The following is a 26,699-nucleotide window of genomic DNA, read 5'->3' on the forward strand; positions in this document are numbered from 1 at the left end:
CAAGGAGCGCAGGAAGTCGTCAGCGGTCATCTTCTTGCTGATGAGGCCCTGGACACCAGGGGTCAGCTTGTCGATCATGCCGGGGGAGGCGTAGTCGGGGAACGGGACGATCCCGTTGTTCTGCGCCACCGGCGTGAAGGCCTTGGCGATGTCGCCGCGCAGGCCCGTCGCGCCCAGCTCGGCCTTGGTGTCGACCGGCATGAACCCGCCGTCGAACTCGATCTTCGCCGCCTCCGGCGAGCTCAGGAAGTCCAGGAACGCCGCGGCGACGTTCGGGTACTTCGACTTGGCCGAGATGGCGTACGCCACGCTCGCCCCCGAGGCGACGTTCAACGGCGTGGTCGACTCCGAGGGCATGAGGAAGAAGCCGACGTTCTCCTTCATTTCGGTCTCCAGCGTCGTGGCTGCCCAGTTGCCGGTCACCAGGAACGCGCTCTTGCCCTTGGAGAAGTTCGCCAGCGCGTCGGCGTCGGCCGTGGCGTTCGCCGACTCGGGGAAGTATCCCTTGTCCGCCCAGTCCATCAGCATCTTGGTGGCCTTCTGCGCGCCCGGGTTCTCGATCGTCCCGCCCGGCTCGCCGTACACCCAGGACCGGTAGGCCTTCACGTCACCGGTGACGTTGAGCAGCGCGTTCCACAGGTGGAACCCGCCCACCTGGAGCGCGCCGAGGCTCAGCGGGGTCTGCCCGGCGCCCTTCACCTTCGCCAGCGCGGCCTCGAACTCGCCGAGCGTCTTCGGCACGTCCTTGACACCCGCCTTGGAGAGGATCTCCTTGTTGTAGTAGACGCCCACCACCGACAGCGCGCCGGGCGCGGCGTACAGGCCGCCGGTCCCGAACCGCTTGGCCGCCTTGTCCGAGCTGAGCACCTCCAGGCTGGCCGGCGGGAACTTGCCGTCCCAGCCGTACGCCTTGGACCACGGGCCCAGGTCCAGGATCAGCCCGGCCGGCACCAGGGAGTTCATCGCGCCGGGGTTGTACTGCGCGATGTCCGGCGCCGAGTCGGACGACATCGACAGCTTGATCGACTTGACGTAGTCGTTGAACGGCGTCATCTGCGGCTTGATGGTGACGTTCGGATGGAGCTTGGTGAAGGCGTCCACCAGCGTCTTGGTGGGCGGATCATTGCTGTAGGCCAGGGTCAGCGTGACCGGGTCGCTGGGGACGGTCGTCGATACGTCGACCTTCTTCGCGGTGGCCGGAGCGGTCGTGCCGCCGGTGCCCGCGCAGGCCGTCAGGGTGAGTGTCGCCGCGGTGCCGAGCGCCACGAGCGCCTGCCACCGACCTGGTGTTGTCATGTGCATGACCTTTCGCCTATCTCTGATATCCGCGTCGCCGATATCCGGGGGGTCTTCAACGAGTCTCCTGACGGCCGCTGCGCACCAGGTCGAACCTGGTGCGCTCGAGCTCGTCCAGCGAGTGGCGCAGGGCCCCATGGACGACGGCGTCGTCCTGGAGCGTCGAGACCTCCAGGGCCGGTTGGTCCAGAGGCTGTTCGGACAGGTGCCGCCGGACCGCGGCGAGCAGCGTCTCGCCGCATCTGGCCAGGGGCCCGCCGATGACCACGAGCCGTGGATCGAGGATCGCCCGGATCGCCGCGACGCCTTTGGCGAAGCGGCGGGCGACCACGTCGATCACGTCCAGGGCGGACGGTGTGCCGTCGACGACGGCGTCCAGCACGGCGTCGAACGCCCGCTCCCCCGCGGCCTCGATCCGGGCCCGGAAGGCGTCGTCGCCGTCGCGTTCGGCCGCCACCCTGGCCAGGCGGACGATCTCCTCGCCGCCCACCCAGTCCTCGAACGGGCCGAGGCCGTGCGGATGGCGGGGCTCGGGCGGGGTGGCCGCGAACAGGTCCAGGAAGCCGACGTCGCCGGCGTCGTTGGAGGCGCCTCGATAGAGCTCGCCGTTCAGCACGATCCCGGCGCCGACGCGTTCGCCCCAGTGGACCATCACCAGTGAGTCCTCGCGCCGCTCCGCGCCTCGCCAGCGCTCGCCCTGGGTGGCCAGCTTGACGTCGTTGTCCAGGTAGATCGGGCAGCCGAGTGCGTCCTTCATCCGGCGCGCGAGGATGTCGCCGGTCAGGCCGGGCATGCTCGGGATGAGCCTGATGATCCCGGTCGCCGGGTCGACGATGCCGGGGGTGCCCACCGAGGCGAACCAGAGGTCGCCGGTCGTGATGCCCGCCGAGTCGAGCGTGCGCGCCACCGTGGACAGGAGTGTCTCCACCACCTGCTCGCCGCTCGAAACCACCTGCTCGCCGCTCGAACCGCCGCCGAGCTGCACCGCGTCGGTCGCGATGACCGTACCGGCGAGGTCCGACACCGCCATCCGCAGGTCCTGCGGGCTGATCGAGAGGCCGAGCACGTAGCCGGCCTCCGCCCGGAACCGTACGAGCTGCGCGGGCCGTCCCGCCCTGCTGGAGTCGCGATCAAGCGAGCCGAACTCGACGAGACCCTCCGCGACCAGCGCGTTGAGCGAGCGCGTGACCGCCTGCCGCGACAGCCCTACCGCCTTGGCCAGCGCGGACACGCTCATGCTGGTCTCGGTCCGCAGCCGCCGCAGGATGGCGCCGGCGTTGACCTCCCGCATGAACTGCGTGCCAACCGCGACCACCTGCTCCATGACTCTCCCCTGGTGTCGACTTGCCGGTACGGTAGCATAATAATTATGGACCGTACGGAACTAATTCGTCGAGGGGCGTGACCTGCGATGTCATCCGGTGATCCCGAGCAGGCACCACCGTGGGCGGACACCGTCCGCGGCCTGGCTCATCGTGTTCTCGGACCGGTGGCCGAGTCGATCCGGTTCGTCACGCGCGACGGCGCGGGGCGCGGCTACGAGTACGAGGCGAGGGACGGCGCGCTCACCGTCGCCGCGACGGATGGTGTGAGCGCGTCCGTCGCTCTCCATCACTATCTGCGGGAACGCTGCGGTCTGTCCGTGGGCTGGGACACCGTGCTGCCGCTGAGGCTGACGTCCCTTACGGACAGCCCGCCCCGGCGGGGCGCGGCCCGGGTCCAGGACGGCTACTACTTCAATTTCTGCACGTTCAGTTACACGATGCCCTACTGGGACTGGGCCGACTGGGAGCGCGAGATCGACTGGATGGCCCTGCACGGCATCACCATGCCGCTCGCCATCACCGGCCACGAGGCCGTGCTGCACGCCGCCTACTCCCTGCTCGATCTCGACGACCAGACCATCCGCGGCTTTCTGGGCGGCCCAGGCTACCTGCCGTTCCAGTTCATGGGCTGCCTGGACGGCTTCGCCGGTCCGCTCTCCGCGTCCTGGATCGAGCGCCATCGCGAGCTCGGGGCGCGCGTCCTCGACCGCGAGCGCGCCTTCGGCATGACGCCCATCCTTCCGGCCTTCACCGGGCACGTCCCGCCCGAGATCGCCGGGTCGGCGCGAGCGAGCCGCCGCGACTGGCAGGGCTTCGAGACCTGGGTCCTCGACCCGGCCGACCCGCTCTACGAGCGGCTGAGCGCCGAGATCACCCGTACGCAGATCAAGTTCTTCGGCACCGATCACCGGTACGCCGCCGATCCGTTCATCGAGATGATCCCGGTCGACGCCGACCCGGCCTTCCCCGGAGCCGTGGCGGCGGCGACGCTGGCCGGTCTGCGGGCCGCCGATCCGGACGCGGTCTGGGTCATGCAGGCCTGGCCGTTCTCCTACCAGCGGGACTTCTGGACCGACGACCGCGTCACCGCCTTTCTCGACGCGATTCCGGATGACCGGATGCTCATCGCGGACCTGTGGGCGGAGTACGACCCGCTGTGGCAGCGCTTCGAGCAGTTCGCCGGCAAGCCCTGGCTCTGGTGCGCGCTGCTCAACTTCGGCGGCCGCACCGATCCGGTCGCCGACCTGCGCGGAGTCCCGGCCTCGGTCGACACCGCCCTGGCGGCGCCGAACCCGCCCGCCGGCCTCGGCCTGTCGATGGAGGCCACCCGCAACAACCCCGTCTTCTTCGAGCTGGTGGCCGACCAGATCTGGAACCAGGTCACCGACCTCGACGCCTGGCTCGACGCCTTCGTGACCCAGCGCTATGGCAGGGGCACGGCCGCACTGCGGACCGCCTGGCACGGGCTCCTGAACTCCGTCTACGACCCCCGAGGCCGGCGGATCTACCCCGCGCAGTTCAACGGCATCCTCACCGCCAAGCCCTCCTACACGGGGATGGAGCGGGCACGCGCCGACGTCACCCAGGCCCTCTGGTACGAGCCGGCCGTGCTGGCGGAGGCCTGGGAACGGCTGATCGAGGTGGCCGAGCACGACCGCGACCTGGCGGACGGCCCGCTGGGGCACGATCTCGCCGAGGTGGGGATCGCGTTCATGGCCAGGGTCGCCGACCGCTACTACCTCGACGCCGTGGAGCAGTCGGTGTCGCGCGGTACGCCTGACCTGCCGGAGATCGCCCGGTTCCTGCGCGTCTTCGAAGACCTCGACCGGATGCTGGCCACCCGGCCCGAGTACACCTTCCAGCACTGGGAGTCCAAGGCCCTGTCGTGGGCCGCCGACCCGGCCGACCGAGACGTCCTGCTGGACAACGCCCGCCGCATCATCACGGTGTGGGGCTCCACGGACAGTCCCCTGCTCGACGACTACGCGGGACGCCATTGGAGCGGGCTCGTCGGCGGCTACTACCGCGATCGCTGGGAGTTGTGGGCGCGCGGCCTCGACCGCGCGCTCGCCACGCCCGGCGCCGCCCCCGAGGCGGATCTCCAGGAACAGCTCCGTGAACGGGCCGAGACCTTCCTGCGGGAAGGGCCGGCGCCCGCGCCGGCGGACCTGGGCGACCTCGCCACCGAGTCACGCCGGCTGTTCACCGCCTACGCGGCCCAGACTTCAGAAAACGATCGATGAGGAGAACGATGCCCCAGGTGGTACCGCCGACCGAGCGCCGGAATCCACGCACCGCCGACATCGACACCCTGGAGTCCCGTGAGGTGCTCCGGCTGCTCCAGGAGGAGGACGCCCGGGCGGTCGAGGCCGTCGGCGCGGCCATCGACCCGCTCGCCCGGGCGGTGGACGAAGCACATCTCCGCCTGAGCCGGGGCGGAACGGTGCACTACTTCGGCGCCGGCGCGTCGGGGCGGCTGGCGGTGCTGGACGCCACCGAGATCACCCCGACCTTCGGGGTGGCGCGTGAGCTGTTCACCGCCCACTTCGCCGGTGGGCCCGCCGCCGTCGCCGACTCGTCCGTCGATCGCGAGGACTCCGAGGCGCTGGGCGCCGCCGACGCCGCGATCCTCGACGAGACCAGCGTGGCGATCGGGATCACGGCGTCCGGGTCGACTCCGTACGTGGCCGGCGCGCTCCGCGTGGCCCGGTCCGCCGGCGCTCTCACGGTGCTGGTCACCTGCGACCCGGACGCCCCGCTCCGCGAGCTGGCCGAGATCACCGTCGTCGCCGCCACCGGGCCGGAGGCGCTGACCGGCTCCACCCGGCTCAAGGCGGGCACGGCGACGAAGGTGATCCTCAACTCGTTCTCGACGGCTCTCATGATCAAGGCCGGCCGGACGTACGGGAACCTCATGGTCGGGCTGGTCGCCACCAACGGCAAGCTCGGCGAGCGCGCGGTGCGGCTGCTCGTCGAGGCGACAGGCGAGGACGAGGCGAGCTGCCGCGCGGTCCTGACCGACGCGGGCGGGAACATCCCGCAGGCTCTCGTACGGCTGCTCACCGGCTGCTCCCCCGAACAGGCGCGGACCGCGCTGGAACAGCACCCGGGCGTCCGGGCGGCCGTCGCCGCACTGGGCGGGCGCTAGATGAGCTTCGCGGGCGTCGACGTCGGCGGTGGCGGGATCAGGGTACGGATCGAGGCCGGCGGGTCGAGCGCGGCCGGGGACGACGCGTCTCCGGTACCGCGTGAGGAGGGCAGGGTCGACCTCGATCGGCTCGCGATACGGATCACCCGGGTCATCGAGGAGGCCGTACGCGACCTGGAGATCGACCGGTTCGCCGGCATGGCGATCGGCACGACCGGGCTGCCCGGCCTGGTCCGGGACCCGAGCACGCTCTGGCACGCGCTGCGCGATCGGTTCGGCCTGGGCGCGCTCGTGGTCACCGGCGACATGGTGACCACGCACGTCGGCGCGCTCGGCTTCCAGCCCGGAGTCGTCGTCGCCGCGGGCACGGGCGTCATCACCCTCGGCACCGACCTGGCCGGCGTCTGGAACCAGTCCGACGGGTGGGGATACCTGCTCGGCGACCACGGCGGCGGCGCCTGGATCGGAATGCGGGGCCTGCACGCGGCGCTGCGCGCGCATGACGGCCGGGTCGGCGGATCGGCCGCTCTTCTCAAGCACCTGACGGCCCGCTTCGGGCACCCCTCGGAGCTGGTGGCGCTGGTCTACGCCTCGGGGTCGGCGGCCCACCACTTCGCCTCGTTCGCGCCGTACGTCGGCGAGGCGGCACGCGACGGGGACCCGGTGGCCCGGCAGATCTGGACCGAGGCCGGCCGGCAGCTCGGCCAGACCGCGGTGGCCGCCGCGTCCGGACTCGAACCGGTCTTCTCCTGGGGCGGCCGCCTCTTCGACGCCGCGGACCTGCTGATGGAGCCCTTCCAGAACACGGTCCGGACCCTGCTCCCCGACGCTCGCTTCAGGCCACCGCGAGGGACCTCGGCCGATGGCGCGCTCGCCCTGGCCCGAGCCGCCGCCGACGGATCGGTACGGCCGCACCACCCCTACGTCTACGTCTTCACCGAGGCGGAGACGGGCAGCCCTCAGCCGATCGGTGGATCGGCTCAGCCGTCCGGCTGATCGGGCGGTTCAGCCGTCGAGTCATGAGAACGGCCGATGCGCGGGCGGGCGGGGCGTTGCGACGCTGAAGGCATGCGCCATCCCACGAACTCCCCGCCTTCGCGCGCGACAGCCGATGAGGACCTGAACCATCCGCGCAGCCTGACGGCGTTCCGCGGCATGAAGGTCCTCGTCGGCTGCTATTTCGTCCTCAGCGTGCTCACCCTCGTGGCCGCCTACCTGCTGCGCGACGACCCCGGGATGGTGAACGACACGGTCTGGGTCCGCGGCGTGATCGTCACCGTCACCTCGTCGCTGATGTTCGCCTTCGTGGTCGGCACGGCCCGCAGCCGTCGCCGCCGGCGGAGGAACCACCACCCCACTAGGAGTCCTGCTACTGCGCCGATTCCCCCAGGCCGCCTCGCGCACGGAAACTGTCAGTGTCCGAGCGCACACTGTGCGTATGTCTGATGAGCCTCTCGAACTCGGCGAGATCTCCGTCGCCGACTGGCATGCCCACACCGACAAGATGGCGGAGGTCAGCTTCCTGACCATCGCCCGCCGACTGCCCTCGCTCGTGCGCCAGGCGATGCGCATGGCGTGGGGAGCCAGCCCGCGCGACGCCCTGGCCACCATCTCGCTCAACCTGCTCGGCGGGGTGTTCACCGCGTTCGGGCTGCTGGCCACCACCGGCGTGCTCGCCGCCCTGTTCAGCCAGGGGCCCACACCCGACCGCGTGACGGCCGCGCTGCCCAGCCTCGCCCTGGTCGCCACCGCCGCCGCGCTGCGCACCGCCATGCAGGCAGGCGCCGGCTGGGCGCAATCCCGCCTCACCCCCCAGATCTCCCGGCTCACCGAGGAGCGGCTCTACGGCCTGACCAGCCGCGTCGACCTGGTCGCCTACGACGACCCCGACTTCCACGACTCCCTCGAACGCGCCAACATGCGGGGCGTGGCGGTGGCCGACTCGGTGGTGACCTCGGCCATCGACGTGGTGACCGCCGCGGTCGGCATCACGGCCGTGGCCGGCGTCCTCGGCGTACTCCACCCGGTGCTGCTGCCGCTGCTCCTGCTGGCCGTGCTGCCCGACGCCTGGGCCGCGATCCGTAGCGCGCGGATGCGCTACATGACGATGCACGCGCTCATCCCGGCCCGCCGCCGTAAGTGGATCATCGCCGAGCTGCTGGCCGATCGCGAGTCCGCCGCGGAGGTCCGCTCGTTCACGATGCGCGGCTTCCTGCTGCGCATGTACGACGCGGTGGCCAAGGCCGAGCAGGACGTCCTGCTGCGGCTGGCAAGACGGGAGACGGTGGCGCGGCTCGTGGGCGAGTCCTTCGGCGGCCTGGGCACCGGCCTGGTCTATGTCGCGCTCGGCATCCTGCTGGCCATCGCCGCGATCCCGCTCGCCGTGGCGGGCACCGCCGTCCTGGCGATCAGATCCGCCCAGCAGTCCCTGAGCAACCTGATGTACGCCACCAACCGCCTCTACGAGCAGGGCCTCTACTTCACCGACTTCCTGGAGTTCTGTGCCGACGCCGAACGCCGCCTCCCCGGCCCCCGCCCGCTCACGGCCCCCGAAGCCTTCCAACGCATCATCGCCGACGCCGTGACCTTCACCTACCCGGGCGCCGACGAGCCCGCCCTCTGCGACGTGTCCATCGAGATCAAACGCGGGGAGATCGTCGCCTTCGTCGGCGAGAACGGCTCGGGCAAGACCACCCTCGCCAAGATCCTGGCCGGCCTGTACGAGCCCGACAGCGGCACCGTCTCCTGGGACGAGACCAACCTCAAAGAGGTCAGCCCCGATGACCTCCGCCTGCGCACCGCGGTCATCGCGCAGGACCACACCCGCTGGCCGCTCACCGCCCGCTACAACATCACCATGGGCACCGACAAAGGCGATGCCGCCCTGCACTCGGCCGCCGAGGTGGCCGGTGCCGACGAGGTCGTCGCCGACCTCCCGCTCGGCTACCGCACCCTGCTCGACCGGCGCTTCAAGGACGGCCACGAGCTGTCGGGCGGCCAGTGGCAGCGCATCGCGGTCGCCCGTGGCTTCCACCGCGACGCGGCCCTGCTCATCTGCGACGAACCCACGGCCGCCCTCGACGCCCGCGCCGAACACGCCCTGTTCGAACGCATCCGCGGCCACTCCGACGGACGCACGGTCCTGCTGATCACCCACCGGCTGGCCAGCGTCCGCTACGCCGACCGCATCTACGTCCTGGAGCACGGCAAGGTGACAGAGCAGGGCAACCACGCCACCCTCATGTCCTTGGACGGCCTGTACGCCGACCTCTACACCCTCCAAGCCAGCGCATACCAATAGCCGCCTCCCCTACCGCCGGGCTCGGTCGATACCCCGGGCCCGCGCGGCTGATCATGAGCTTTGATAACGTTCCGCGATGTCGGACTTACGGGACTTTTGCGAGCCGTGGAGTGGGACATGCCGTAGATCCGTACGCTCCGGATACGGCAGGACAGGGCGAGGCGCTTGGCGAACGGCCGGAGGCGTCAGCAAGCCAGAGTGGGCGGATTCGCTGCCATCAAGCCGCCTCGTCCGCGGGATCGGGAGTGGGAGCCAGCCGCACACGGCCGGACTGGGCCTTCTCATCGGGAAAGACCCACTTCCGGAGCGCCCAGAAGCGGAAGACCATGGCGATCAGCGTGCCGATGATCTGCGCGCTCACGAAATCGGCGATCTCCTGGGCCACCAGGCTCACGTCCGGGATCTCCAGGCGGAATGCGTACCGGGAGATCCATAGCGGCGCGGAGCTGAGCACCAGACCGACGCCACTGACCAGGAAGAACAGCGCCGCCTCGTGACGGCGCTCGCGGCCGCCCCTGGTCCGGAACGACCATTCGCGATTCAACACGTAGGACACGATCGTCGCCACGAGCACCGCGATGACCTTCGCGGTCACCGGCTTCGGTTCCAAAATGGTCAGCTTCAGCCCATAGAACACCGTGTTGTCCACTAAGAACGTTGTTCCACCCACCACCGCGAACTTCAGCAGTTCACGGTGCTTCAGCGCAAGCGCGTGCAGCGGTTCCGGTAATCTCGCGAGTACTGCGTTTGCCATTCGGAGCACCCCCGATCTTCTCACCAGCCACACACACTCATGGCCAGATGGTGAGGCTGCTGAGGGACCGTGACGCTACGTATCCAGAACCCGAAAACCCGGTGCGCATCAATCCCGGATTTCGGGTGTTTCCGCAGCAGTGAATGCTCACGCAAGCGCGAACCCTGCATCCCCTACCGCCGGGCTCGGTCGATACCCCGGGCCCGCGCGGCTTCCGGCGCCCTTGCCGTAGGCGAGGCGATGCGGACTGCCGCGAAAACACCCTCTGATCTGCTCATACACTGACGGCCAGTGCGTGGTGCACAGGCAGCACCGCGCGTCGATGCGCGGTGCACAGCCGAACAGGAAGGGGGCGGTCCTATGGTGCGCGGCACTGAGCCGCCCACGCCTGATCAAGCGGCCGTCCCGCGCCCCGGAGACCGGACTCAACCAGGCATGCCGTACCCGCCGCCACCCCCGGACTCGCACCGCAGCACGTCACCGGCCCGCACCGGCAGGGCGTTGACCTTCAGTACCTCCCGCTCGCCCGCCGTACCCGGGTTCAACGTCACCCGTGGCGGCACACCCGCGTGGCCACCGGCCAGCCCCCACGCCGGAGTGACCGAGCGTTCGAACCACAACGACAGCGAGGTCGGGCCGAGGAACTCGTACTCGCGCACCACCCCGTCGCCGCCACGCCAGCGACCGGCGCCGCCGGAGCCGGGGCGGAGCTCATACCGGTGCACCCGCACCGGGAAGAGCGTCTCCAGCACCTCGATCGGCATGTCACGCAGGTCGCCGTTGACGCTGTTGATCAGCGCGCTCTCGCCGTCGCCACCGTCCCAGGCACCCCACCCACCGACGGTGGCCTCCTGGGAGACGTACAGCTTGCCGGTACGCGGGTCGGTGCCGGAGAACTGCACGATCATCGAGTCGCCGTACGAGGCGGCGGCCGCCTTGCCCGGCAGCACCCCGGCCAGGGCCTTGACCACCAGATCGATCAGCAGCCCCAGATGGGAGTAGTAGTACTGGCAGGCGGCCGGGGACCGGGCGGCCAGCATCGACCCCGGCCGGGTGATCACCCGCAGCGGACGGAAGGAGCCGCCGTTCAGCGGCACCTCGCCGGAGACCAGCAGCTTGAAGGCCACGCGGGCGGCCGCCACCGCCTGCGCAGCGCCGCAGTTGACCGGCCCCTCCGCCTGATCAGCACAGTCGCTCAGATCAACCGACATATCCGACCCGGCGACGGTCACCGTGACGTTCACCGGCAGCGGCACATCCAGCGAAATGCCGTCGTTGTCGAGGAATCCTCCGGCGCTGTAGACGCCGTCGGGAATGGCGGTGATGGCCTCCCGCTCCAGCCGCTCGGTCTGCACGAAGATCTCATCCCGCGCCGCCATGACCGTCTCCAGCCCCCAGCGCAACACGATCTCGGCCAGCCGCCGCTGCCCGGTCATCGCGCACGCCACCTGCGCCCGCATGTCGCCCAGCGTGGCGTGCGGGAAACGCGTGTTACGCGCGATCACCTCGTGCAGGTCACGGCACGGCCGGCCACCGGCGTAGATCTTCACCGGACCCAGCCTGAGCCCCTCCTGGAAGATGGAGGTGGAGTCCATCGACCCGCCCGGATCCTTCGACCCCACATCCAGCCAGTGCGCCCGCGACGCCGCGAAACCCGCCAACGCGCCGTCAACGAAGATCGGCCCGTACACCGTGACGTCGTTGAGATGGGTGCCGCCGATATAGGAGTCGTTGAGCACCCACACGTCTCCTTCCTGCCACACCTGCCTGCCGTACAGCGCCTCCGTCTCGCGCGTGCACACCTCCAGGTTGCCCAGGAAGATCGGCAACCCCGACGACTGGCCCAGCACGTTGTGGTCGCGGTCCAGCAACGCCACCGCGCAGTCCTTGGCCTCGTAGATCACCGGCGTGTACGACGAGCGGATCAACGTCGCGTTCATGTCCTCGGCCGCCTGCAGCAACGCGCAGCGAATGATCTCTGTCGTGACCGGGTCGATCATGGCGCCACCTTGATGATGAGGAATCCGAACTCGTCCACCGAAGCCACGCAGCCTGGCGGGATGACCGTGGTGGCCGTCTCCTCCACCACGATCGCCGGGCCCGCCAGCTCGCCGGCCAGCGCCGACCGGCGTACCACCGGCGTCCCGTGCGTCACCCCGTCGAAAACGACCTGCCGCGTCACCGCCGCCCGCTCCTCCACCTCTGGCGACGCGGCCGCCAGGCGGGGAAAGGTGCCCAGCCCCGTCGAGCGCAGCATCACGACCTCCACCGGCGCCTCCGGCGTGGCATGCCCGTAGCGGGCGGTGTGCGCCTGGGCGAACCGCGCGGCGACGCGCGGCAGAAAGTCCGGCGCCGCGGACTCGTCGGCGCCTTCCAGTGGGATGGTGAGGGTGTAGTCCTGACCTTCGTACCGCATGTCCACGGCGTGCTCCACGCGCCGCCGTGCCGTCGGGACCCCCTGGGCCGCCAGTTCCGCCAGCGCGGAGGCCTCCAGCGCGGCGAGCGCCGTCGCCATCGCCGGTCCGTCCAGCGACTCCTGGCCGCGGAAATGCGGCTCGGTCAGATCCCGCCGCACGTCGGCCTCCAGCATGCCCCAGGCGGAGAACGCGCCGGGGAAGCGTGGCACGACCACCTCGCCGATGCCCAGCTCCCGCGCGATGAACACCGCGTGCATCGCGCCCGCTCCGCCGAAGGCCAGCAGCGCGAACTCGCGCGGCTCGATCCCGTGGTCCACGGTGATCGTCCGGATCGCCTGCGCCATCTTGGCATTGGCCACCTGGCAGATGCCCTCGGCCAGCCGCACCGGCTCCATCCCCAGTTGCCCGGCCAGCGCGGCCACGGCCCGGTGCGCCGCCTCCACGTCCAGGCTCATCAGCCCGCCGGCGAACCACTCCGGATCCACCCGCCCCAGCACCACGTTGGCGTCGGTCACCGTCGGCTGGGTACCGCCGCGCCCGTAGCAGGCCGGGCCGGGCACCGCGCCGGCTGACTGCGGGCCTACCCGCAGCGCCCCCGCCTCGGCATAGGCCAGCGATCCGCCGCCCGCGCCGATCGTGTGCAGGTTCACCAGCGGCATCAGCACCGGGAAACCCTCGATCGAGGCCTCGCTGGTGATGTCGGGCCGGCCGTCCATCACCAGGGAGACGTCGAACGAGGTGCCGCCCATGTCCACGCAGATCGCATTGCGGCGACCACCCAGCAGCCGGGCCAGCGCCACCCCGCCCATCGTGCCACCGACCGGCCCAGACAGCAGCGTCTGCAACGGCCGGCGCATCGCGTGCGAAGCGTTGACCAGCCCACCGGAAGACTGCATGACGTGCACCGGCACGCCAAGTCCCCGCTCGGCGAACCGTCGTTCGATGCCGGCCAGATACCGGCGCACCGCCGGACCGGTGTAGGCCTCCAGCACCGCGCTGGAGGTCCGCTCGTACTCCCGCCATTCCCGGGCCGCCTCGTGGCTGAGCACTACCAGCACCCGTTCACCCAGCTCCTCGCGGAGGATCTCCGCCGCGCGCACCTCGTGCTCGGGGTTGGCGTAGGAGAACAGCAGGCACACCGCCACCGCGTCGAAGCCCTCGGCCAACGCCCGCCGCGCGGCCCCCCGTACCGCCTGCTCGTCCAGCGCGGTCAGCTCACCGCCCCGCCAGTCCAGCCGGCCGCCGACCTCCACGATGTGCTCGCGCGGCACCAGCGGCACCGGCTTGCGATACCGCAGGTCGAACATGCGCGTGCGGTTGCCACGCGCGATGTGGTAGGCGTGCCCGGCTCCCTGGCCGGCCAGCAGCAGCACCTTGGCGCCCTTGCGTTCCAGCAGCGCGTTCAGCCCTTGTGTGGTGCCGTGTACGAAAAAGGAGATCTCAGTGAGGTCGGCCACCACCGATCCCAGCGCGGCGAACACCCCCTCAGCCAGATCCCCGGGCGTGCTGGGCGCCTTCGACGCGACTACCGCGCCGGTCCGCTCGTCGTAGCAGACCACATCCGTGAAGGTGCCGCCAATGTCCATCGCGACCCGATACGTCATGGCGACCACGGTAGGCCTGGCAGCCCTCAGGAGGCTGTGCACCCCACAGCCTCCAGCCTCACATGAGGCCAACCGCCCGTCCCTTACTGGTGGTGCACCGACTCGACGGTGTACAGGTGCGGGTCGTAGTGGTCGGCGATCGCGGCCGCCTGCCTCATGTGCACCTGGGCCTCCGGGTCGGCCAGCATGGCCTCGAAGTCCGCCGCGCTCCCCCACTGGGCGTAGTTGAGCACCCTGGTGCCGTCGGTGCTGGCGTGGATGTTCGCGGCGACGAATCCCGGCCGATGCCGCATCACCTCTTCGGTGGCGGTGGTCAGGAGCTCGACGAGCTCGCGCTGCCGGCTGCTCTGGACGGTGAAGACGTTGATCAGCGTGGCGACCGGCGCGTTCAGGGTGATGGTCGTGGCCATGGAGTTCCTCCTCATGTCAGGATCCTTACATTCCTCATTATGTGTAAGGTTCCTGTCATGAGTCAACTCGATGAACGCATCGGCTACTTGGTCAAGCAGGTCCAGCAGGCGTTCCGCAGAGCCTGCGAGGAACAACTGCGCAGCGTGGGCTTGTCCATGTCCCAGTACGCGGTGCTCCGAGCGCTGGCCGACGCGCCCGGGGCGCCGGCCGCCGAGCTCGCCCGTCGTACGTTCGTCACTCGCCAGTCATTGCGGGACGTGCTCACCGGGCTGAAGGAGGCCGGGCTGGCCTCCGTCGCCGCACAGCCGTCGGCGGGCCGGGCCCTGCCGGTCACCCTCACCGACTCCGGCCGGCTCATGCTGGACCAGGCGGAAAGGATCGTGATGGAGGTGGAGAGCCGCATGCTCATCACCCTTCCGCCCGGCGACGTACGCCAACTGGCCACCCTCCTCACCACATGCGCCGAGAACCTGGCGTGAGCAGAGGCTCCTCTTCAGTCGCCGGCGGCGGGGAACACAACGAGACGCCCGGCGGGGGGTTTCCCAGCCGAGCGTCTTTCTGGGTCAGGTGTCGAGCTCAGTGGCGGTGACGGCGGCGACGGCGCGCGAGTGCCGCACTATCGCTCGTATCCCCAGACAGCCCAGGAGGCTTAGGGATCGGCGGACGGGTCAGACCGAAGAGGGACAGAATTGACATGGTGCTCTCCTAGGATTCTGGCTTCAGCGGGGACCGATGCTGACCCCGCTCCCGCTACAACACCTCGGGCTCCCCGAACCTGCCCCTCAAGAGGGCTTGTGACCTGGATTTTTACCACCCGGAGCCATGCCGAGTAGCTCCCCTGCCGGGCTTTGCGCCGCGAAAATGTCGTTTTGCCCTTCCGGCGGACATAGCCGTTATGACGCGATCCGCGCCAACGCCCCGCGCCCGCGAAACCCCGGCACCGCACCGTCACGGGCGTCTCTCTTGTGGGAACTTTTACGTTCCTGACTGGAGAGGTGAGCTGGGGCTTGTGTAGTGGTGAATATCGAGGGCTGTTCTAGTTGAGCGTTCGGGAATGCCCCTTTCCCGGCAAATCCGTACTCTCCCGAAATGCCAGTCGATGCGGCACGCACACCTCGTGTGCCTTGTCCGTCCCGCCGCTCAGCCGCTCGGCCAGCAGGTCCACCGCCGACTGCGCGATCAGCGCCTTGTCGGGCGCCACGGTCGACAGTGTGGGCGTGGCGAACCGGCCGTCCTCGATGTCGTCGAACCCCATCACCATCACGTCGCCCGGCACCTCGTACCCCCGCTTGAGCAGCGTCCGCAGGGCGCCCAGGGCGAGCACGTCGTTGAAGCAGAAGACCGCGTCCGGCGCGCCGGAGTCGAGCAGGCGGCTCATGGCCTCGGCGCCGTCGGCGCGCCCCCAGCGTGCGACCGGCGCGACCAGTGACGGATCGGCGGGGACGCCGGCCTCGGCGAGCGCCTGCTGGTAGCCCTTCAGCCGCAGGCGGCCCGTCACGGCGACGGCCGTGCGCTGCACGCCGATGGCGGCGATCCTGCGCCTGCCACGCTCGGCCAGGTGCAGGGTGGCGGCCCGCGCGGCGGCCACGTTGTCGATGCCGACGTGATCGTAGGGCGAGCGGCCCGTCCCGATGCGCTCTCCGAGCAGCACCATCGGCGTGCCCTCGTCGCGCCCGGCCAGGTCCTTGGCCGTGAGCGCGAGCGGGCTGAACAGCAGCCCGTCGATGAGGTGGTCGCGGATCCCGGAGATCACCACGCGTTCCTTGGCCCGGTCGCCCTGGGTCTGGTCGATGAGCACGGTCCAGCCTCGCCGGTCGGCCGCCTCGATGACGTTCGTGGCCAGTTCGGCGAAGTAGGGGTTGTCCAGGTCGGGCACCGCCAGCGCGACCACGCCGGAGCGGCCCGCGCGCAGGCTGCGCGCCGACAGGTTCGGCCGGTAGGAGAGCTCGGCTATCGCCGCCTCCACCCGGGCGCGTGTCTCGTCACTGACATGGGGATAGTCGTTGACCACGTTGGACACGGTCTTGATCGACACCCCGGCCAACTCGGCGACGTCCTTCAACCTCGGCCGCACCATGCCCCCTTCGCCATCGGCACCCTACCTGTTTTACAACGATGTAACGAACTGACGCCAGCCAGTTTACAACGTTGGAACCAACGATGTAGAACGTCCCTAACCTCATGGGCAGGAGTGATCTGGCATGTCCCTCGACAACCTCTCCAGGCGGCGCGCACTGGGCCTGGGCCTCGGCGCGCTGGTCATCGGCGCCGCGGGCTGCGGCGGAGGCGGCGGCGGCCCCAAGCAGGCACAGGCGCCGGCCACCACGGCGGCGGCCACCGAATACACCGGTCCCTCGGTCTCGCTGAAGTTCTGGAACGGCTTCACCGGCGGCGACGGCCCGGTCATGAAGAAGCTGGTGGACCAGTTCAACGCCGAGCACCAGAACATCAAGGTGTCGATGAACGTCTACCAGTGGGCCGACTACTACGCGAAGGTTCCCGCGGCCGTCTCCGCAGGTCAAGGCCCTGACCTCGGCATCATGCACGTCGACAGCGTCGCCACCAACGCCGCACGGCAGGTGGTCCTGCCCCTCGACGACGTGGCCAACGCGCTCAGCCTCACCGAGGCGGACTTCTCCCCGCCGGTCTGGAAGGCCGGCGCCTACAAGGGCGCGCGCTACTCGATCCCGCTCGACGTGCACCCGCTCGGCATGTTCTACAACAAGACGGTCATGAAGCAGGCCGGGCTCGACCCGGAGCAGCCGCCCAAGACCGGCGAGGAGTACATGACGGCGCTGGAGGCGCTGAAGAAGGCGGGCATCCAGGGGCACTGGGCCACGCCGTTCCCGTTCACCGGAAGCATGCAGTTCGGGACGCTGCTCTACCAGAACGGCGGCCAGCTCTTCGCCGACGACGCCGGCGTCTCGCGCTTCGCCGAGGACCCCGGCGTGCATGCCCTGACCTGGCTCGTCGACCTCGTCAACAAGGGCTACAGCCCCAAGAACGTCGGCCAGGACGCCGACTTCATCGCCCTGCAGAACGGCAAGGCCGCGTTCAACTGGAACGGCATCTGGTCCATCAACACGCTCAAGGAGATCAAGAACCTGGAGTGGGGTGTCGCGCCGCTCCCGCAGATCGGGGCGAAGCCGGCGGCGTGGGCGGGCTCGCACCAGTTCGTGGTGTTCAAGCAGCGTACGCCCGACCAGAACAAGCTGACCGCGGCCAAGGTGTTCATCAACTGGATCAGCGGCCACTCGCTGGAGTGGGCCAAGGGCGGCCAGGTGCCGGCCCGCAAGTCGATCCGCGACAGCGCGGAGTTCGCGGCGCTGAAGGAGCAGGCCACGATCGGCACCCAGATCGACTACCTGTACTTCCTGCCGTCGGTGGCGGGCATCGGGGACGCCTCCGCGGTCGTCGACCAGGCGATCAACGCGGCGATCCTGCTCAAGAAGAGCCCCAAGGACGCGCTCACGGAGGCCGCCGCCAAGGCCGACAAGATCCTTGAGGCCAACCGGAAGAAGTACGGCGCCTGATGGTCGCGATCTCGGCGAAGAAGGCGGCGGGGCGGGACGTGCGCGTTCCCCGATCGGGCAAGGCGACGCCGTACCTGTTCCTGGCGCCGTACCTGATCCTGTTCTCCGTGTTCGTGCTGGCCCCGGCCCTGTTCGGGATCTGGGTGAGTCTGCACGACTGGGACTACATGCTCGAGGGCAAGCCGTTCGTCGGCCTGGACAACTACACGGCGCTGTTCGACGACCAGTCGCCCGTCTACGGCGACTTCTGGATGTCGATGCGGGCGACCGGGATCTTCACCGTGTTCAGCGTGCCGTTCCTGGTCGTGCTGCCGCTCGGGGTGGCGTTGCTGCTCAACCGGCCCTTCCGGGGCAGGACGCTGTTCCGGGGGCTGTTCTTCGCGCCGTTCGTGCTGGGCGTGGCGGTGGTGTGCCTGATATGGCGGCTGCTGCTCGACCCGAACCTCGGCCTGGTCGACTGGATACTCGGCACGCCGATCCCCTGGACCACCGCGACGCCGTGGGCCTGGATCGCGCTGGTCGGGGTGACGGTCTGGTGGACGCTCGGGTTCAACGCGGTGATCTACCTGGCCGGGATGCAGGACATCCCGCGCGAGCTGTACGACGCGGCGAAGGTGGACGGCGCGGGGCGGTGGGGCGCGTTCGTCCACGTCACGCTGCCGGGGCTGCGGCCCGTCGCGCTGTTCGTGGTGACGACGACGATCCTGGCCTCGGCGAACATGTTCGGGCAGTCGTACCTGCTGACCCAGGGAGCGCCGGGCGGGGAAACGCGGACCGCGATCATGTACATGCTCCAGCAGGGGCTCAGAGAGTACAAGATGGGCAGCGCCTCGGCCATGAGCTACCTGCTCACGCTGCTGCTGATCCTGGTCAGCGTGGTCAACTTCCGGCTGTTCAGGACCCGGTCATGAAGCGCTACACGGGCCTGCTGGCCCTCGCCGTGCTGTTCGTGGGGCCGCTGGTGTGGGCCCTGGGCGTGTCGTTCAAGACGCAGACCGAGGCCACCCGGGTGCCGCCCACGCTGCTGCCCGCCGAGCCGACGACGTCCGCGTACGGGACGGTCTTCCAGGGCACCACGGACACACCGGTGCTGCGCTGGTTCGCCAACAGTCTCATCGCCGCCACAGGGCACATGCTGCTGGTGCTCGTGGTGTCGTCGCTGGCCGCGTACGCGCTGGCCAGGCTGGAGTTCGGCGGCAAGAAGCTGATGTTCGGGGTGATCGTCGGCACGCTGCTGGTGCCGGGGTTCGTCTTCCTCATCCCGCAGTTCCTGATCGTCGACCAGCTCGGCTGGCTGGACAGCCTGACGGCGCTCATCGTGCCGGGGGCGGCGGGCGCGTTCGGGGTGTTCTTCCTGCGGCAGTTCTTCCTCGGGCTGCCGCGTGAGCTGGACGAGGCCGCGTTCATGGAGGGCGCCAACCACTGGCACATCTTCTGGCGGATCACGCTGCCGCTGTCGCGGCCCGCGCTGGCCACGCTGGCCGTGCTGAGCTTCCTGTCCAACTGGAACGACTTCATCTGGCCGATCTACGTGATCTTCAGTCCCGAGTACTTCACGCTGCCGCCGGGCCTGTCGATCCTGCAGGGCGCGTACACGATCCACTATCCGGTGATCATGGCGGGCGCGGTGCTGGCGAGCATCCCCGTCCTGATCCTCTTCAGTCTGACCCAGCGGTACGTCATCGAAGGCATCTCTCGTAGTGGCTTGAAAGGCTGACCCATGCACTTGGCTGTCATCGCCACGCTGATCCTCTCCCTCTTCACCAATCCGGTGTCCAACTCCTTCTCCGACACCTTCGCCGACCCGTCGGTGATCCGCGGGCAGGACGGCTACTGGTACTCCTACGGCACGTCGGACCCGCTGCGCGAGGGCGAGAAGGTCCTGCACAGGCTGCCGATCGCCCGCTCCAGCGACCTGGTCAACTGGACCTACGTGGGCGACGCGTTCGGGCCGGACAACCTGCCGTCGTACGCGGCGCCGGGCAGTCTGTTCTGGGCACCGGACATCCGTTACCTCGACGGCCGGTACGTCATGTACTTCACCGTCACCGACACCGCCACCACGCCCGCCAACTGGGACTACTCGATCGGCGCCGCCACGGCACCCACGCCGACCGGGCCGTGGACGCACATCGACGCCCCGGTCGTCGCTCCGCGTCCCTCGGGCAACTCGTACTGGAACACGATCGACCCCTCGCAGTTCACCGACGTGGACGGGCGCAAGTACCTGTACTTCGGCGGGTTCTTCGGCGGCCTGTGGGTGACCGAGCTGTCCGCCGACGGGCTGCACGCCACCGGGCAACCGCAGCAGGTCGCGATCGACAACAAGTTCGAGGGCGCGTACGTGGTGCGCCACGACGGCTCCTACTACCTGCTCGGCTCCTCGGCGAACTGCTGCGCCGGGCCGACCACCGGCTACTCGGTGCTGGCCGGGCGCTCGACCAGCCCGCGCGGGCCGTTCGTCGACCGCGAGGGCGTGCCGCTGCTGGCCTCGCGCGCCGGTGGCACCCCTGTCCTGGACCAGAACGGCAACCGCTTCATCGGCACCGGCCACCACGCCCAGCTCACCGACCTTTCCGGTCAGGACTGGATGCTCTACCACGCCATCGATCGAAGCGACCCGTTCCTGGACGAGCCGTACGGGATCAACGAGCGGCCCATGCTGCTGGACCGGCTGGACTGGATCGACGGCTGGCCGGCCGTGCGTGCGGGGGCCGGACCTTCCGAGCAGTCGCGGGAGACGCCGGTGACCCGCGGGGTCGTGGACGATCGGTTCGCGGGCGATCTGTCGGGCTGGCGGAACACAGCCGGCTGGACGGTACAGGAGGGATATGTCCGTGGCCAGGGCACGCTCATCAGCCGCACGTCGCTCGGCGGGGACGTCCGCGTCGAGACCGACCTCAAGACGGACAAGTCCGCCGGGATTCGCATCGACGGCACGACCGCGGTCGTTTCGCGCGACGGGTTGACGCTGACCTCGGGCGGTTCGTCCCGTACGGTGGCGCTGCCCGGAGGGGCCGCGACCTGGCACAACCTGGCCGTCACCGTCAAGGGACGGACGATCACCGCCGAGGTGACCGAAGCGCGGCTCCGTGACCCGCAGGCGAGCGTCACCGTCACGGGCAGCGCGAACGGCCCGATCGGGCTGGTCGCCGACGGGGGCGCCGACTTCGACAACGTCTCCGCCGCCCCGCTGTTCAAGGCCGTCACCAAGGCGGCGCCGACGCCGCGTACGGGCAGGCTGCTGGACGCCGACGAGTTCAACGGAACGCTCGGCTCCCGCTGGGCCTGGGTGCGGCAGGACGCCGCGGCCAAGATCGAGGAGGGCGTGCTGCGCTGGCCCGTCCAGGGCGCCGACCTGGTCGGGGCCGACAACAAGGCGTCGGTGCTGCTGCGCGAGGCCCCCAAGGGCGACTACGTCGTGGAGACCAAGGTCACGCTCGACCTGGGCGAGGACGCCGTCCGCAACTACCAGCAGGCCGGGCTGGTCGCCTACGCCTCCGACGACGACTTCGCCCGCCTGTCCCAGGTCGCCATCTGGAACACCCGCCAGGTCGAGTACGGCCGCGAGCTGACCTTCGCCGGCCGCCTGTCCTACGGCGGAAACATCGTCGGCCCGCCCGCCAAGACCACCTGGCTGCGGCTGGCGCACCACGTGGACCCGGCCAACGGGGAGCACGAGTTCCGCGCCGGATCCAGCCGCGACGGCAAGACCTGGACCTGGGGCGGCGTGTGGACCTTCCCCAAGGACACGGCCGTGCGCATCGGCCTGGTCGCCCACGGAGGGGCCCAGCCGGCCGTCAACGCCGACTTCGACTACGTACGCGTCTACCGAGGAGCCTGACCTGTGCCGCAAGCACACCTGACCCTTGACCCCTCTTTCCGCATCGCCCCCGTCGACCGGCGCCTGTTCGGCTCGTTCGTCGAGCACATGGGCCGGTGCGTCTACACCGGCATCTACGAACCGGGCCACCCGGCGGCGGACGACAACGGCTTCCGCACCGACGTGCTGGAACTGACCCGCGAGATGGGCGTGAGCGTGGTCCGTTACCCGGGAGGCAACTTCGTCTCCGGCTACCGCTGGGAGGACGGCGTCGGCCCCGACCGGCCCTCCCGGCTGGACCTGGCCTGGCGGCAGATCGAGACGAACGCGTTCGGGCTCAACGAGTTCATGACCTGGACCCGGGCCGCCGAGGTGGAGCCGATGATGGCCGTCAACCTCGGCACCCGGGGCCTCCAGGAGGCCTGTGACCTGCTCGAATACACCAACCACCCCTCGGGTACGCAGTGGTCGGACCTGCGGGTCAAACACGGAGTGACCAACCCGTACGGGATCAAGCTCTGGTGTCTCGGCAACGAGATGGACGGACCCTGGCAGATCGGCCACAAGACCGCGCACGAGTACGGACGGCTCGCGAACGAGACCGCCAAGGCCATGCGGCTCGTCGACCCCGACATCGAGCTGGTGCTGTGCGGCAGCTCCAACAGCGGGATGCCGACGTTCGGCGCGTGGGAGGCCACCGTGCTCGAACACGCCTACGACGCGGTCGACTACCTGTCGCTGCACAACTACTACGAGGAGAACGGCGACCTGCCCGGCTTCCTCTGCAGCGCCGTGGACATGGACCGCTACATCTCGGCCATCGTGGCCACGGCCGACCACATCGGGGCGAAGCTCCGGCGCAAGAAGAAGATCAACCTGTCCTTCGACGAGTGGAACGTCTGGAACCAGAGCCGGTTCACCGGACGCGAGCGCTCGCCGTTCCAGGAGGCGCCGGAGCTGATCGAGGACACCTTCAACGCCGCCGACGCCGTGGTGGTGGGGGACTTCCTGATCACGCTGCTGCGGCACGCCGACCGGGTGAGCATCGCCTGCCAGGCGCAGCTCGCCAACATCATCGCGCCGATCAGGACCGAGCCCGGCGGCCCGGCCTGGCGTCAGACGATCTTCCACCCGTTCGCGCTGACGGCCCGGCACGCGCGCGGCACCGTGCTGCGGGTGGAGCCGTCCGGGCCGCTCCTGGAGACCGAACGGTACGGCGAGGCGCCCGCGCTGTCGGCGGTGGCCACCGTCGACGGGTCCCAGGTGGCGCTGTTCGCCGTCAACCGCTCGCCCGACCAGGACCTCGACCTCACCGTCCGGCTCCCGGCGGCGGTCCGGCCGGTGTCGGCCTCGGTGATCGCCGCCGGGGACGACCCGCACCGGGTGGAGGCCCTTCCGCGGCCGCTGACCGTACAGGCTGACGGTGACCGGCTGACGGCGCGGTTGCCCGCCGCCTCGTGGACGATGATTCTTGCGGAGTGCGACCAACTGGAGGCCTGACCGGGCTACGCGAACGCAAGTAGCAGGAGACCCGGGACGCTCTGTCCGAGGCCGCGGTCCAGCTCGCGCTGGGGCGCGGCCTCGACAACGTCCGGGTCGAGGACATAGCGGAGGCGGCGGGTGGCACCGGACACGCTTTTACCAGCCGGGCGACACACTCGCCCCCTGGTGAACATTCTACGTTCACCATCTATTTAACGTAGGACGTTGGACGTAGGATGTCCTCTCGTGATCTTCTCCTGCCAGAAAGGTCGAGGACATGCACGATGGTCATCCTCGCTCCCGGCTCCGCCGGGCGGGCGCCGCAGTGGTGCTTGCGGGCTTACTTGTCAGCGCGTTCGGTGTGCCGGCGAGCGCGGCGCCGGCGGAAACCTTCGAGGCCGGCGCGACCGCCGGCACCGCTCCCTTCGTGGACGAGCAGGTGCTCTACAAACAGGGCGACTTCGGATACGGCTGCTTCCGGATCCCCGCTGTGGTGCGGGCCACGAACGGCATGCTCCTGGCGTTCGCCGAGGGACGGGTGAAGGACTGCGGCGACGACGAGGACATCGACCTGGTGCTGCGGCGTTCCGCCGACGCCGGGCGGACCTGGGGACCACTGCAGGTGATTTCGGAGGGCAACGGCACGACCCACGGCAACCCGGTGCCGATCGTTGACGAACGCACCGGGCGGGTCGTGCTGGTGAGCACCCACAACGGTGGGGAGCCGTGCCCGAACGGCTGTGACCGCGACCCCTGGGTGCAGTTCAGTGACGACCACGGGGCGACCTGGTCGGCCGCCAGGGAGATGACCGAGGGCAAGCGTCCGGAGTGGAACTTCTGGTACGCCACCGGCCCGATGCACGGCATCCAGCTCAAGCTCGGCCCGCACGCCGGCCGGCTGGTCGTCGGGGCGAGTTTCGAAAGCTGGGACCGGGTCGGCAAGCACGTCTACGGCACGCACCTGCTCTACAGCGACGACAGCGGGGTGACCTGGAACATCGGCGCCGAGACCTCCCGCGACGACGGCACGGTCATCGCCCAGGAGGTCACCGTCGTCGAGCTGACCGACGGGCGGATCTACGCCTCGGCCCGCGAACGCGGCACCGACGAGGGCAGCCGGGCGTACGCGACCAGCAGCGACAGCGGCGAGACGTGGGACGCCCCGTTCCGCACCGTGCCGGCGCTGGCGACGACCGACATCCAGGCGTCGCTGCTCCGGTTCAGCGACGGGCGCATCCTCTTCTCCTCGCCGATGCACCCGGGCGCCCGGGAAGCGATGGGGATCCGGTCGTCCTACGACGAGGCGCGCCGCTTCGAGACCTGGGACGAGGGCAAGATCTTCTCCTGGGGGCCGTCGGCGTACTCGGACATGGTGCGTCTGGACGGCGACGAAGCGGCCCTGATGTACGAGGCCGGCAACATCACGCCGTACGAGCAGATCCGGTTCGCGCGGTTCAACGAGGCGTACTTGGAGACGCCGAACGGCACCCCGCCCGGCATCCCCGGTCCCCCGGCGCCCGGCCCGACGACGCCGGACAAGTCGCCCTACCGCAACCAGGCGTATGTCCGCGGTGATGCGCAGACCACCGACGGGCGGTTCGGCGACGGGCTGGCCCTGGACCGGGTGGACGACCGGGTGGAGGTGGCGTTCAACGACTCCATCGACCTCGGCGCGAAGGACTTCACGCTGACCTCCTGGATCCGCTACTCGGAGCAGGTCGGCGCGCACACGATCCTCTGGTTCCACCGGGTGAACCGGGGCACCAACCCGCCGGCGCTGTGGCTGCGGGCCGAGCCGGCCAGCAACCGCATCCGGGCGGTCCTCTCCATCGACCGGTTCAACGTGACCGTACAGTCGCCGAGCGCGTACAACGACGGGCAGTGGCACTTCGTGGTGCTCCAGCGGGTGCGTGGCGAGCTCCGGCTCCTGGTGGACGGCGTGCAGGTCTCGTCGGCGGCGGCGCCGGCCGGTTCGGTGACCCTCGGCAAGGAGTTCGGGCTCGCGGGAATCCACGTCGGACAGCGGTTGGACGGTGTGGACCGCTTCCGTGGGACGCTGGACGAGGTACGCGTCTACCGGCGCGCCGTGACCGACCCCGAGCTGGACCTGATCCGACAGTGGAACCTCCCGATCGGCGGCCGGCTTGGGTTGCGGCTGCCGTTCGATCACGTCGGCTAAGGCGACACGAGCCGCTTGGCGATGGCGCTCTCGGGCCCCGGGGCGTCATCGCCGCGCCTATCTGCTGCCTGCCATGGATCACCGGGCAGCGAAGGACGTCCTACGTCCTGTGGATGCCCTGCTACGCACCGGGGAAGAGCTCGGGCAACTGTGCCCGGGCCAGGAAGCGCATCACCTCGCCGCGTTGACCGCGGTCATACTCGTGCAGCCAAGCGCCCCCGTATGTCCCAGACCTGTGCGCGAACTGGCCATGGCCGTCCGACGGACAATCTGTGTCGTCGGCGTAAACTTTCTCGCCCTCGCTGGCCTTCCGGGACGTAGAGGTGGGATGTTTGACGTCAGGTCTTCGACGAGCTTGGGGGTGACATGCCTACACGTGACGGCGCGTCGCTTCAGGAGCGCATCGTCGCCCTGATTCACGAGCGCGGACTGGCCCCCGAGTCACCGATGCCGACCGAAGTGCAATTGATGGAGCTGCTCGGAACAAGCCGCAACAGCGTCCGCGAGGCCGTGCGGGCCCTGCAGGCGTTGGGCATCGTCGAGATCCGGCACGGTCATGGGACGTTCGTCGGGCACGCGTCGCTCGAAGCGCTGACCCCGTCGTTCGCCTTCCGGGTGCGTTCGGGGGCGGGCGGGATCCGCGCGCTGAACGATCTGGTCGAGGTCCGCGAGCTGCTCGAGACCGGGCTGATCGGCCAGGTGGCTCAGAGCACCAGCGCCCCTCGGCTCGCCGCGTTGGAGGCCCTGGCCAATGGCATGGATCGGGACCGGGAAGCCGATCGGGCGTTCCACGCGCTGCTGTACGACTCGTGCGGCAACGAACTGGTGCTGCAGCTGATCGGCCTGTTCTGGGACGTCTACCACGAGGTTGAGCCGACGCTCGGCCCGCCGGAGGAGCGGACCGCTGAGATCGCCGTCAACCACCGCCGGATCGTGGCGGCGCTTCGCGCTCGGGACCCCGAGGCCGCCCGGGAGGCGATGCGGCTGCACTTCCGCGACGTCAAGGCGCGCATCGCGCGAGCGGAGGCCCGGCCGGAACCCGCGCGGACCTGACCTCGGTCACACCAGACCGACGGCAGCGAGGTGGTCTGCTCGGGTCCGCAGTACCGAAGGTTGGGGGCAGGGCACGCGGCGCCAAGCCGCCCGAGGCCAGACGCCACTCAACGCACAGTCCAGCGCAACCGGGTCACCGTCATCGCGGTGCCCGTGTCCCGCTCGAAAAACCGGTTTCGCCCGTAATCCGTGGGCCGTGGGTTCAAGTCTCACCCGCCCTACCACGCCGACCTGCGGTTTTACGCGTACCTGTAGTCGTGTCATCTGATCGTGAGTCATGGTGAGCCACATGTGAGCCACGCCCCCGCCCGCATCTTACCGATCTCCGGTTGCTCGCGCGTACCGCCTTGAGCACCAGCCGGGCCGTCGCCCG

At 69.7% G+C, this 26,699-nt stretch carries 20 protein-coding genes; 13 read left to right on the top strand and 7 right to left on the bottom strand.

The window, feature by feature from the left end; genetic code table 11:
* Together KLK06_RS29675 and KLK06_RS29680 are read right to left on the bottom strand one after the other, a co-directional pair.
* Nucleotides 1–1,296, bottom strand: a 1,296-nt coding sequence (locus KLK06_RS29675; protein WP_250906180.1) for an ABC transporter substrate-binding protein, incomplete at its 3' end; no start/stop codon positions are given.
* 55 nt (nt 1,297–1,351) lie between these two features.
* Nucleotides 1,352–2,620 carry an ROK family transcriptional regulator gene (locus tag KLK06_RS29680; protein ID WP_214638915.1) on the bottom strand — a complete coding sequence of 423 codons (1,269 nt, stop codon included), beginning with the start codon at nt 2,618–2,620 and terminating at the stop codon, nt 1,352–1,354.
* An 87-nt stretch (nt 2,621–2,707) separates the two neighbouring features.
* Here KLK06_RS29680 and KLK06_RS29685 point away from each other — a divergent pair, with 87 nt between their 5' ends.
* From KLK06_RS29685 to KLK06_RS29705, 5 genes are all read left to right on the top strand, one after another.
* Nucleotides 2,708–4,864, top strand: coding sequence for an alpha-N-acetylglucosaminidase (locus KLK06_RS29685; protein ID WP_214638916.1), 2,157 nt, complete (start codon nt 2,708–2,710; stop codon nt 4,862–4,864).
* A gap of 8 nt (nt 4,865–4,872) precedes the next feature.
* Complete coding sequence (locus tag KLK06_RS29690) at nt 4,873–5,769, top strand: N-acetylmuramic acid 6-phosphate etherase (RefSeq protein ID WP_214638917.1); 897 nt, start codon at nt 4,873–4,875, stop codon at nt 5,767–5,769.
* A complete protein-coding gene (locus tag KLK06_RS29695; protein WP_214638918.1) occupies nt 5,770–6,765 on the top strand; it encodes an N-acetylglucosamine kinase in 996 nt (331 codons plus the stop codon). It abuts the gene before it with no gap.
* Between the two features lie 72 nt (nt 6,766–6,837).
* Entirely contained in the window at nt 6,838–7,215 is a 378-nt protein-coding gene (locus KLK06_RS29700) for a hypothetical protein (RefSeq protein ID WP_214638919.1), read from the top strand.
* Nucleotides 7,208–9,070 (top strand): ABC transporter ATP-binding protein, encoded by a 1,863-nt coding sequence (locus tag KLK06_RS29705; protein ID WP_214638920.1) that lies wholly within the window; start codon nt 7,208–7,210, stop codon nt 9,068–9,070. Before KLK06_RS29700 ends, KLK06_RS29705 begins: the two co-directional genes overlap by 8 nt.
* Before the next feature lie 217 nt (nt 9,071–9,287).
* On the opposite strand, the gene KLK06_RS29710 is transcribed toward KLK06_RS29705, so the two are convergent.
* From KLK06_RS29710 to KLK06_RS29725, 4 genes are all read right to left on the bottom strand, one after another.
* On the bottom strand, nt 9,288–9,824 hold the full coding sequence (locus KLK06_RS29710) for a GtrA family protein (protein ID WP_250906254.1): 537 nt from the start codon (nt 9,822–9,824) through the stop codon (nt 9,288–9,290).
* A gap of 425 nt (nt 9,825–10,249) precedes the next feature.
* Nucleotides 10,250–11,824 (bottom strand): hydantoinase B/oxoprolinase family protein, encoded by a 1,575-nt coding sequence (locus KLK06_RS29715; RefSeq protein ID WP_214638921.1) that lies wholly within the window; start codon nt 11,822–11,824, stop codon nt 10,250–10,252.
* A complete protein-coding gene (locus tag KLK06_RS29720; RefSeq protein WP_214638922.1) occupies nt 11,821–13,845 on the bottom strand; it encodes a hydantoinase/oxoprolinase family protein in 2,025 nt (674 codons plus the stop codon). Before KLK06_RS29720 ends, KLK06_RS29715 begins: the two co-directional genes overlap by 4 nt.
* 83 nt (nt 13,846–13,928) lie before the next feature.
* On the bottom strand, nt 13,929–14,270 hold the full coding sequence (locus KLK06_RS29725) for an antibiotic biosynthesis monooxygenase (protein ID WP_250906181.1): 342 nt from the start codon (nt 14,268–14,270) through the stop codon (nt 13,929–13,931).
* A 42-nt stretch (nt 14,271–14,312) separates the two neighbouring features.
* Here KLK06_RS29725 and KLK06_RS29730 point away from each other — a divergent pair, with 42 nt between their 5' ends.
* Nucleotides 14,313–14,735, top strand: a complete 423-nt coding sequence (locus tag KLK06_RS29730) for a MarR family winged helix-turn-helix transcriptional regulator (RefSeq protein WP_214638923.1) — start codon at nt 14,313–14,315, stop codon at nt 14,733–14,735.
* Between the two features lie 557 nt (nt 14,736–15,292).
* On the opposite strand, the gene KLK06_RS29735 is transcribed toward KLK06_RS29730, so the two are convergent.
* Nucleotides 15,293–16,333 (bottom strand): LacI family DNA-binding transcriptional regulator, encoded by a 1,041-nt coding sequence (locus KLK06_RS29735; protein WP_214638924.1) that lies wholly within the window; start codon nt 16,331–16,333, stop codon nt 15,293–15,295.
* Between the two features lie 124 nt (nt 16,334–16,457).
* Here KLK06_RS29735 and KLK06_RS29740 point away from each other — a divergent pair, with 124 nt between their 5' ends.
* The 7 genes from KLK06_RS29740 (at nt 16,458) to KLK06_RS29770 (ending at nt 26,326) form a co-directional block, all read left to right on the top strand.
* Complete coding sequence (locus KLK06_RS29740; protein WP_214638925.1) at nt 16,458–17,789, top strand: ABC transporter substrate-binding protein; 1,332 nt, start codon at nt 16,458–16,460, stop codon at nt 17,787–17,789.
* Nucleotides 17,789–18,700, top strand: coding sequence for a carbohydrate ABC transporter permease (locus tag KLK06_RS29745; RefSeq protein WP_214638926.1), 912 nt, complete (start codon nt 17,789–17,791; stop codon nt 18,698–18,700). The genes KLK06_RS29740 and KLK06_RS29745 overlap by 1 nt, the downstream gene beginning before the upstream one ends.
* Nucleotides 18,697–19,506 carry a carbohydrate ABC transporter permease gene (locus KLK06_RS29750; protein ID WP_214638927.1) on the top strand — a complete coding sequence of 270 codons (810 nt, stop codon included), beginning with the start codon at nt 18,697–18,699 and terminating at the stop codon, nt 19,504–19,506. Before KLK06_RS29745 ends, KLK06_RS29750 begins: the two co-directional genes overlap by 4 nt.
* A 3-nt stretch (nt 19,507–19,509) precedes the next feature.
* Entirely contained in the window at nt 19,510–21,633 is a 2,124-nt protein-coding gene (locus tag KLK06_RS29755; protein ID WP_214638928.1) for a family 43 glycosylhydrolase, read from the top strand.
* Nucleotides 21,634–21,636: 3 nt separating this feature from the next.
* Nucleotides 21,637–23,112: an alpha-N-arabinofuranosidase gene (locus KLK06_RS29760; protein WP_214638929.1), complete on the top strand. Its 1,476-nt coding sequence runs from the start codon at nt 21,637–21,639 to the stop codon at nt 23,110–23,112.
* A gap of 259 nt (nt 23,113–23,371) precedes the next feature.
* Nucleotides 23,372–25,273 carry a sialidase family protein gene (locus tag KLK06_RS29765; protein ID WP_214638930.1) on the top strand — a complete coding sequence of 634 codons (1,902 nt, stop codon included), beginning with the start codon at nt 23,372–23,374 and terminating at the stop codon, nt 25,271–25,273.
* A 366-nt stretch (nt 25,274–25,639) separates the two neighbouring features.
* The gene (locus KLK06_RS29770) at nt 25,640–26,326 is read left to right on the top strand and encodes a FadR/GntR family transcriptional regulator (RefSeq protein ID WP_214638931.1); all 687 of its coding nucleotides are present in this window, start codon (nt 25,640–25,642) and stop codon (nt 26,324–26,326) included.
* The last annotated feature ends 373 nt before the right edge of the window (nt 26,327–26,699 follow it).

Origin of the sequence: Nonomuraea sp. NEAU-A123 (assembly GCF_018603905.1) — a bacterium.
Taxonomy (GTDB): domain Bacteria; phylum Actinomycetota; class Actinomycetes; order Streptosporangiales; family Streptosporangiaceae; genus Nonomuraea.

Excerpts from the sequence above, each read along its gene's own strand:
- KLK06_RS29680 (WP_214638915.1), bottom strand. The coding sequence starts at position 2,620 with ATGGAGCAGGTGGTCGCGGTTGGCACGCAGTTCATGCGGGAGGTCAAC.
- KLK06_RS29685 (WP_214638916.1), top strand. The coding sequence starts at position 2,708 with ATGTCATCCGGTGATCCCGAGCAGGCACCACCGTGGGCGGACACCGTC.
- KLK06_RS29690 (WP_214638917.1), top strand. The coding sequence starts at position 4,873 with ATGCCCCAGGTGGTACCGCCGACCGAGCGCCGGAATCCACGCACCGCC.
- KLK06_RS29695 (WP_214638918.1), top strand. The coding sequence starts at position 5,770 with ATGAGCTTCGCGGGCGTCGACGTCGGCGGTGGCGGGATCAGGGTACGG.
- KLK06_RS29700 (WP_214638919.1), top strand. The coding sequence starts at position 6,838 with ATGCGCCATCCCACGAACTCCCCGCCTTCGCGCGCGACAGCCGATGAG.
- KLK06_RS29705 (WP_214638920.1), top strand. The coding sequence starts at position 7,208 with ATGTCTGATGAGCCTCTCGAACTCGGCGAGATCTCCGTCGCCGACTGG.
- KLK06_RS29710 (WP_250906254.1), bottom strand. The coding sequence starts at position 9,824 with ATGGCAAACGCAGTACTCGCGAGATTACCGGAACCGCTGCACGCGCTT.
- KLK06_RS29715 (WP_214638921.1), bottom strand. The coding sequence starts at position 11,824 with ATGATCGACCCGGTCACGACAGAGATCATTCGCTGCGCGTTGCTGCAG.
- KLK06_RS29720 (WP_214638922.1), bottom strand. The coding sequence starts at position 13,845 with ATGACGTATCGGGTCGCGATGGACATTGGCGGCACCTTCACGGATGTG.
- KLK06_RS29725 (WP_250906181.1), bottom strand. The coding sequence starts at position 14,270 with ATGAGGAGGAACTCCATGGCCACGACCATCACCCTGAACGCGCCGGTC.
- KLK06_RS29730 (WP_214638923.1), top strand. The coding sequence starts at position 14,313 with ATGAGTCAACTCGATGAACGCATCGGCTACTTGGTCAAGCAGGTCCAG.
- KLK06_RS29735 (WP_214638924.1), bottom strand. The coding sequence starts at position 16,333 with ATGGTGCGGCCGAGGTTGAAGGACGTCGCCGAGTTGGCCGGGGTGTCG.
- KLK06_RS29740 (WP_214638925.1), top strand. The coding sequence starts at position 16,458 with ATGTCCCTCGACAACCTCTCCAGGCGGCGCGCACTGGGCCTGGGCCTC.
- KLK06_RS29745 (WP_214638926.1), top strand. The coding sequence starts at position 17,789 with ATGGTCGCGATCTCGGCGAAGAAGGCGGCGGGGCGGGACGTGCGCGTT.
- KLK06_RS29750 (WP_214638927.1), top strand. The coding sequence starts at position 18,697 with ATGAAGCGCTACACGGGCCTGCTGGCCCTCGCCGTGCTGTTCGTGGGG.
- KLK06_RS29755 (WP_214638928.1), top strand. The coding sequence starts at position 19,510 with ATGCACTTGGCTGTCATCGCCACGCTGATCCTCTCCCTCTTCACCAAT.
- KLK06_RS29765 (WP_214638930.1), top strand. The coding sequence starts at position 23,372 with ATGCACGATGGTCATCCTCGCTCCCGGCTCCGCCGGGCGGGCGCCGCA.
- KLK06_RS29770 (WP_214638931.1), top strand. The coding sequence starts at position 25,640 with ATGCCTACACGTGACGGCGCGTCGCTTCAGGAGCGCATCGTCGCCCTG.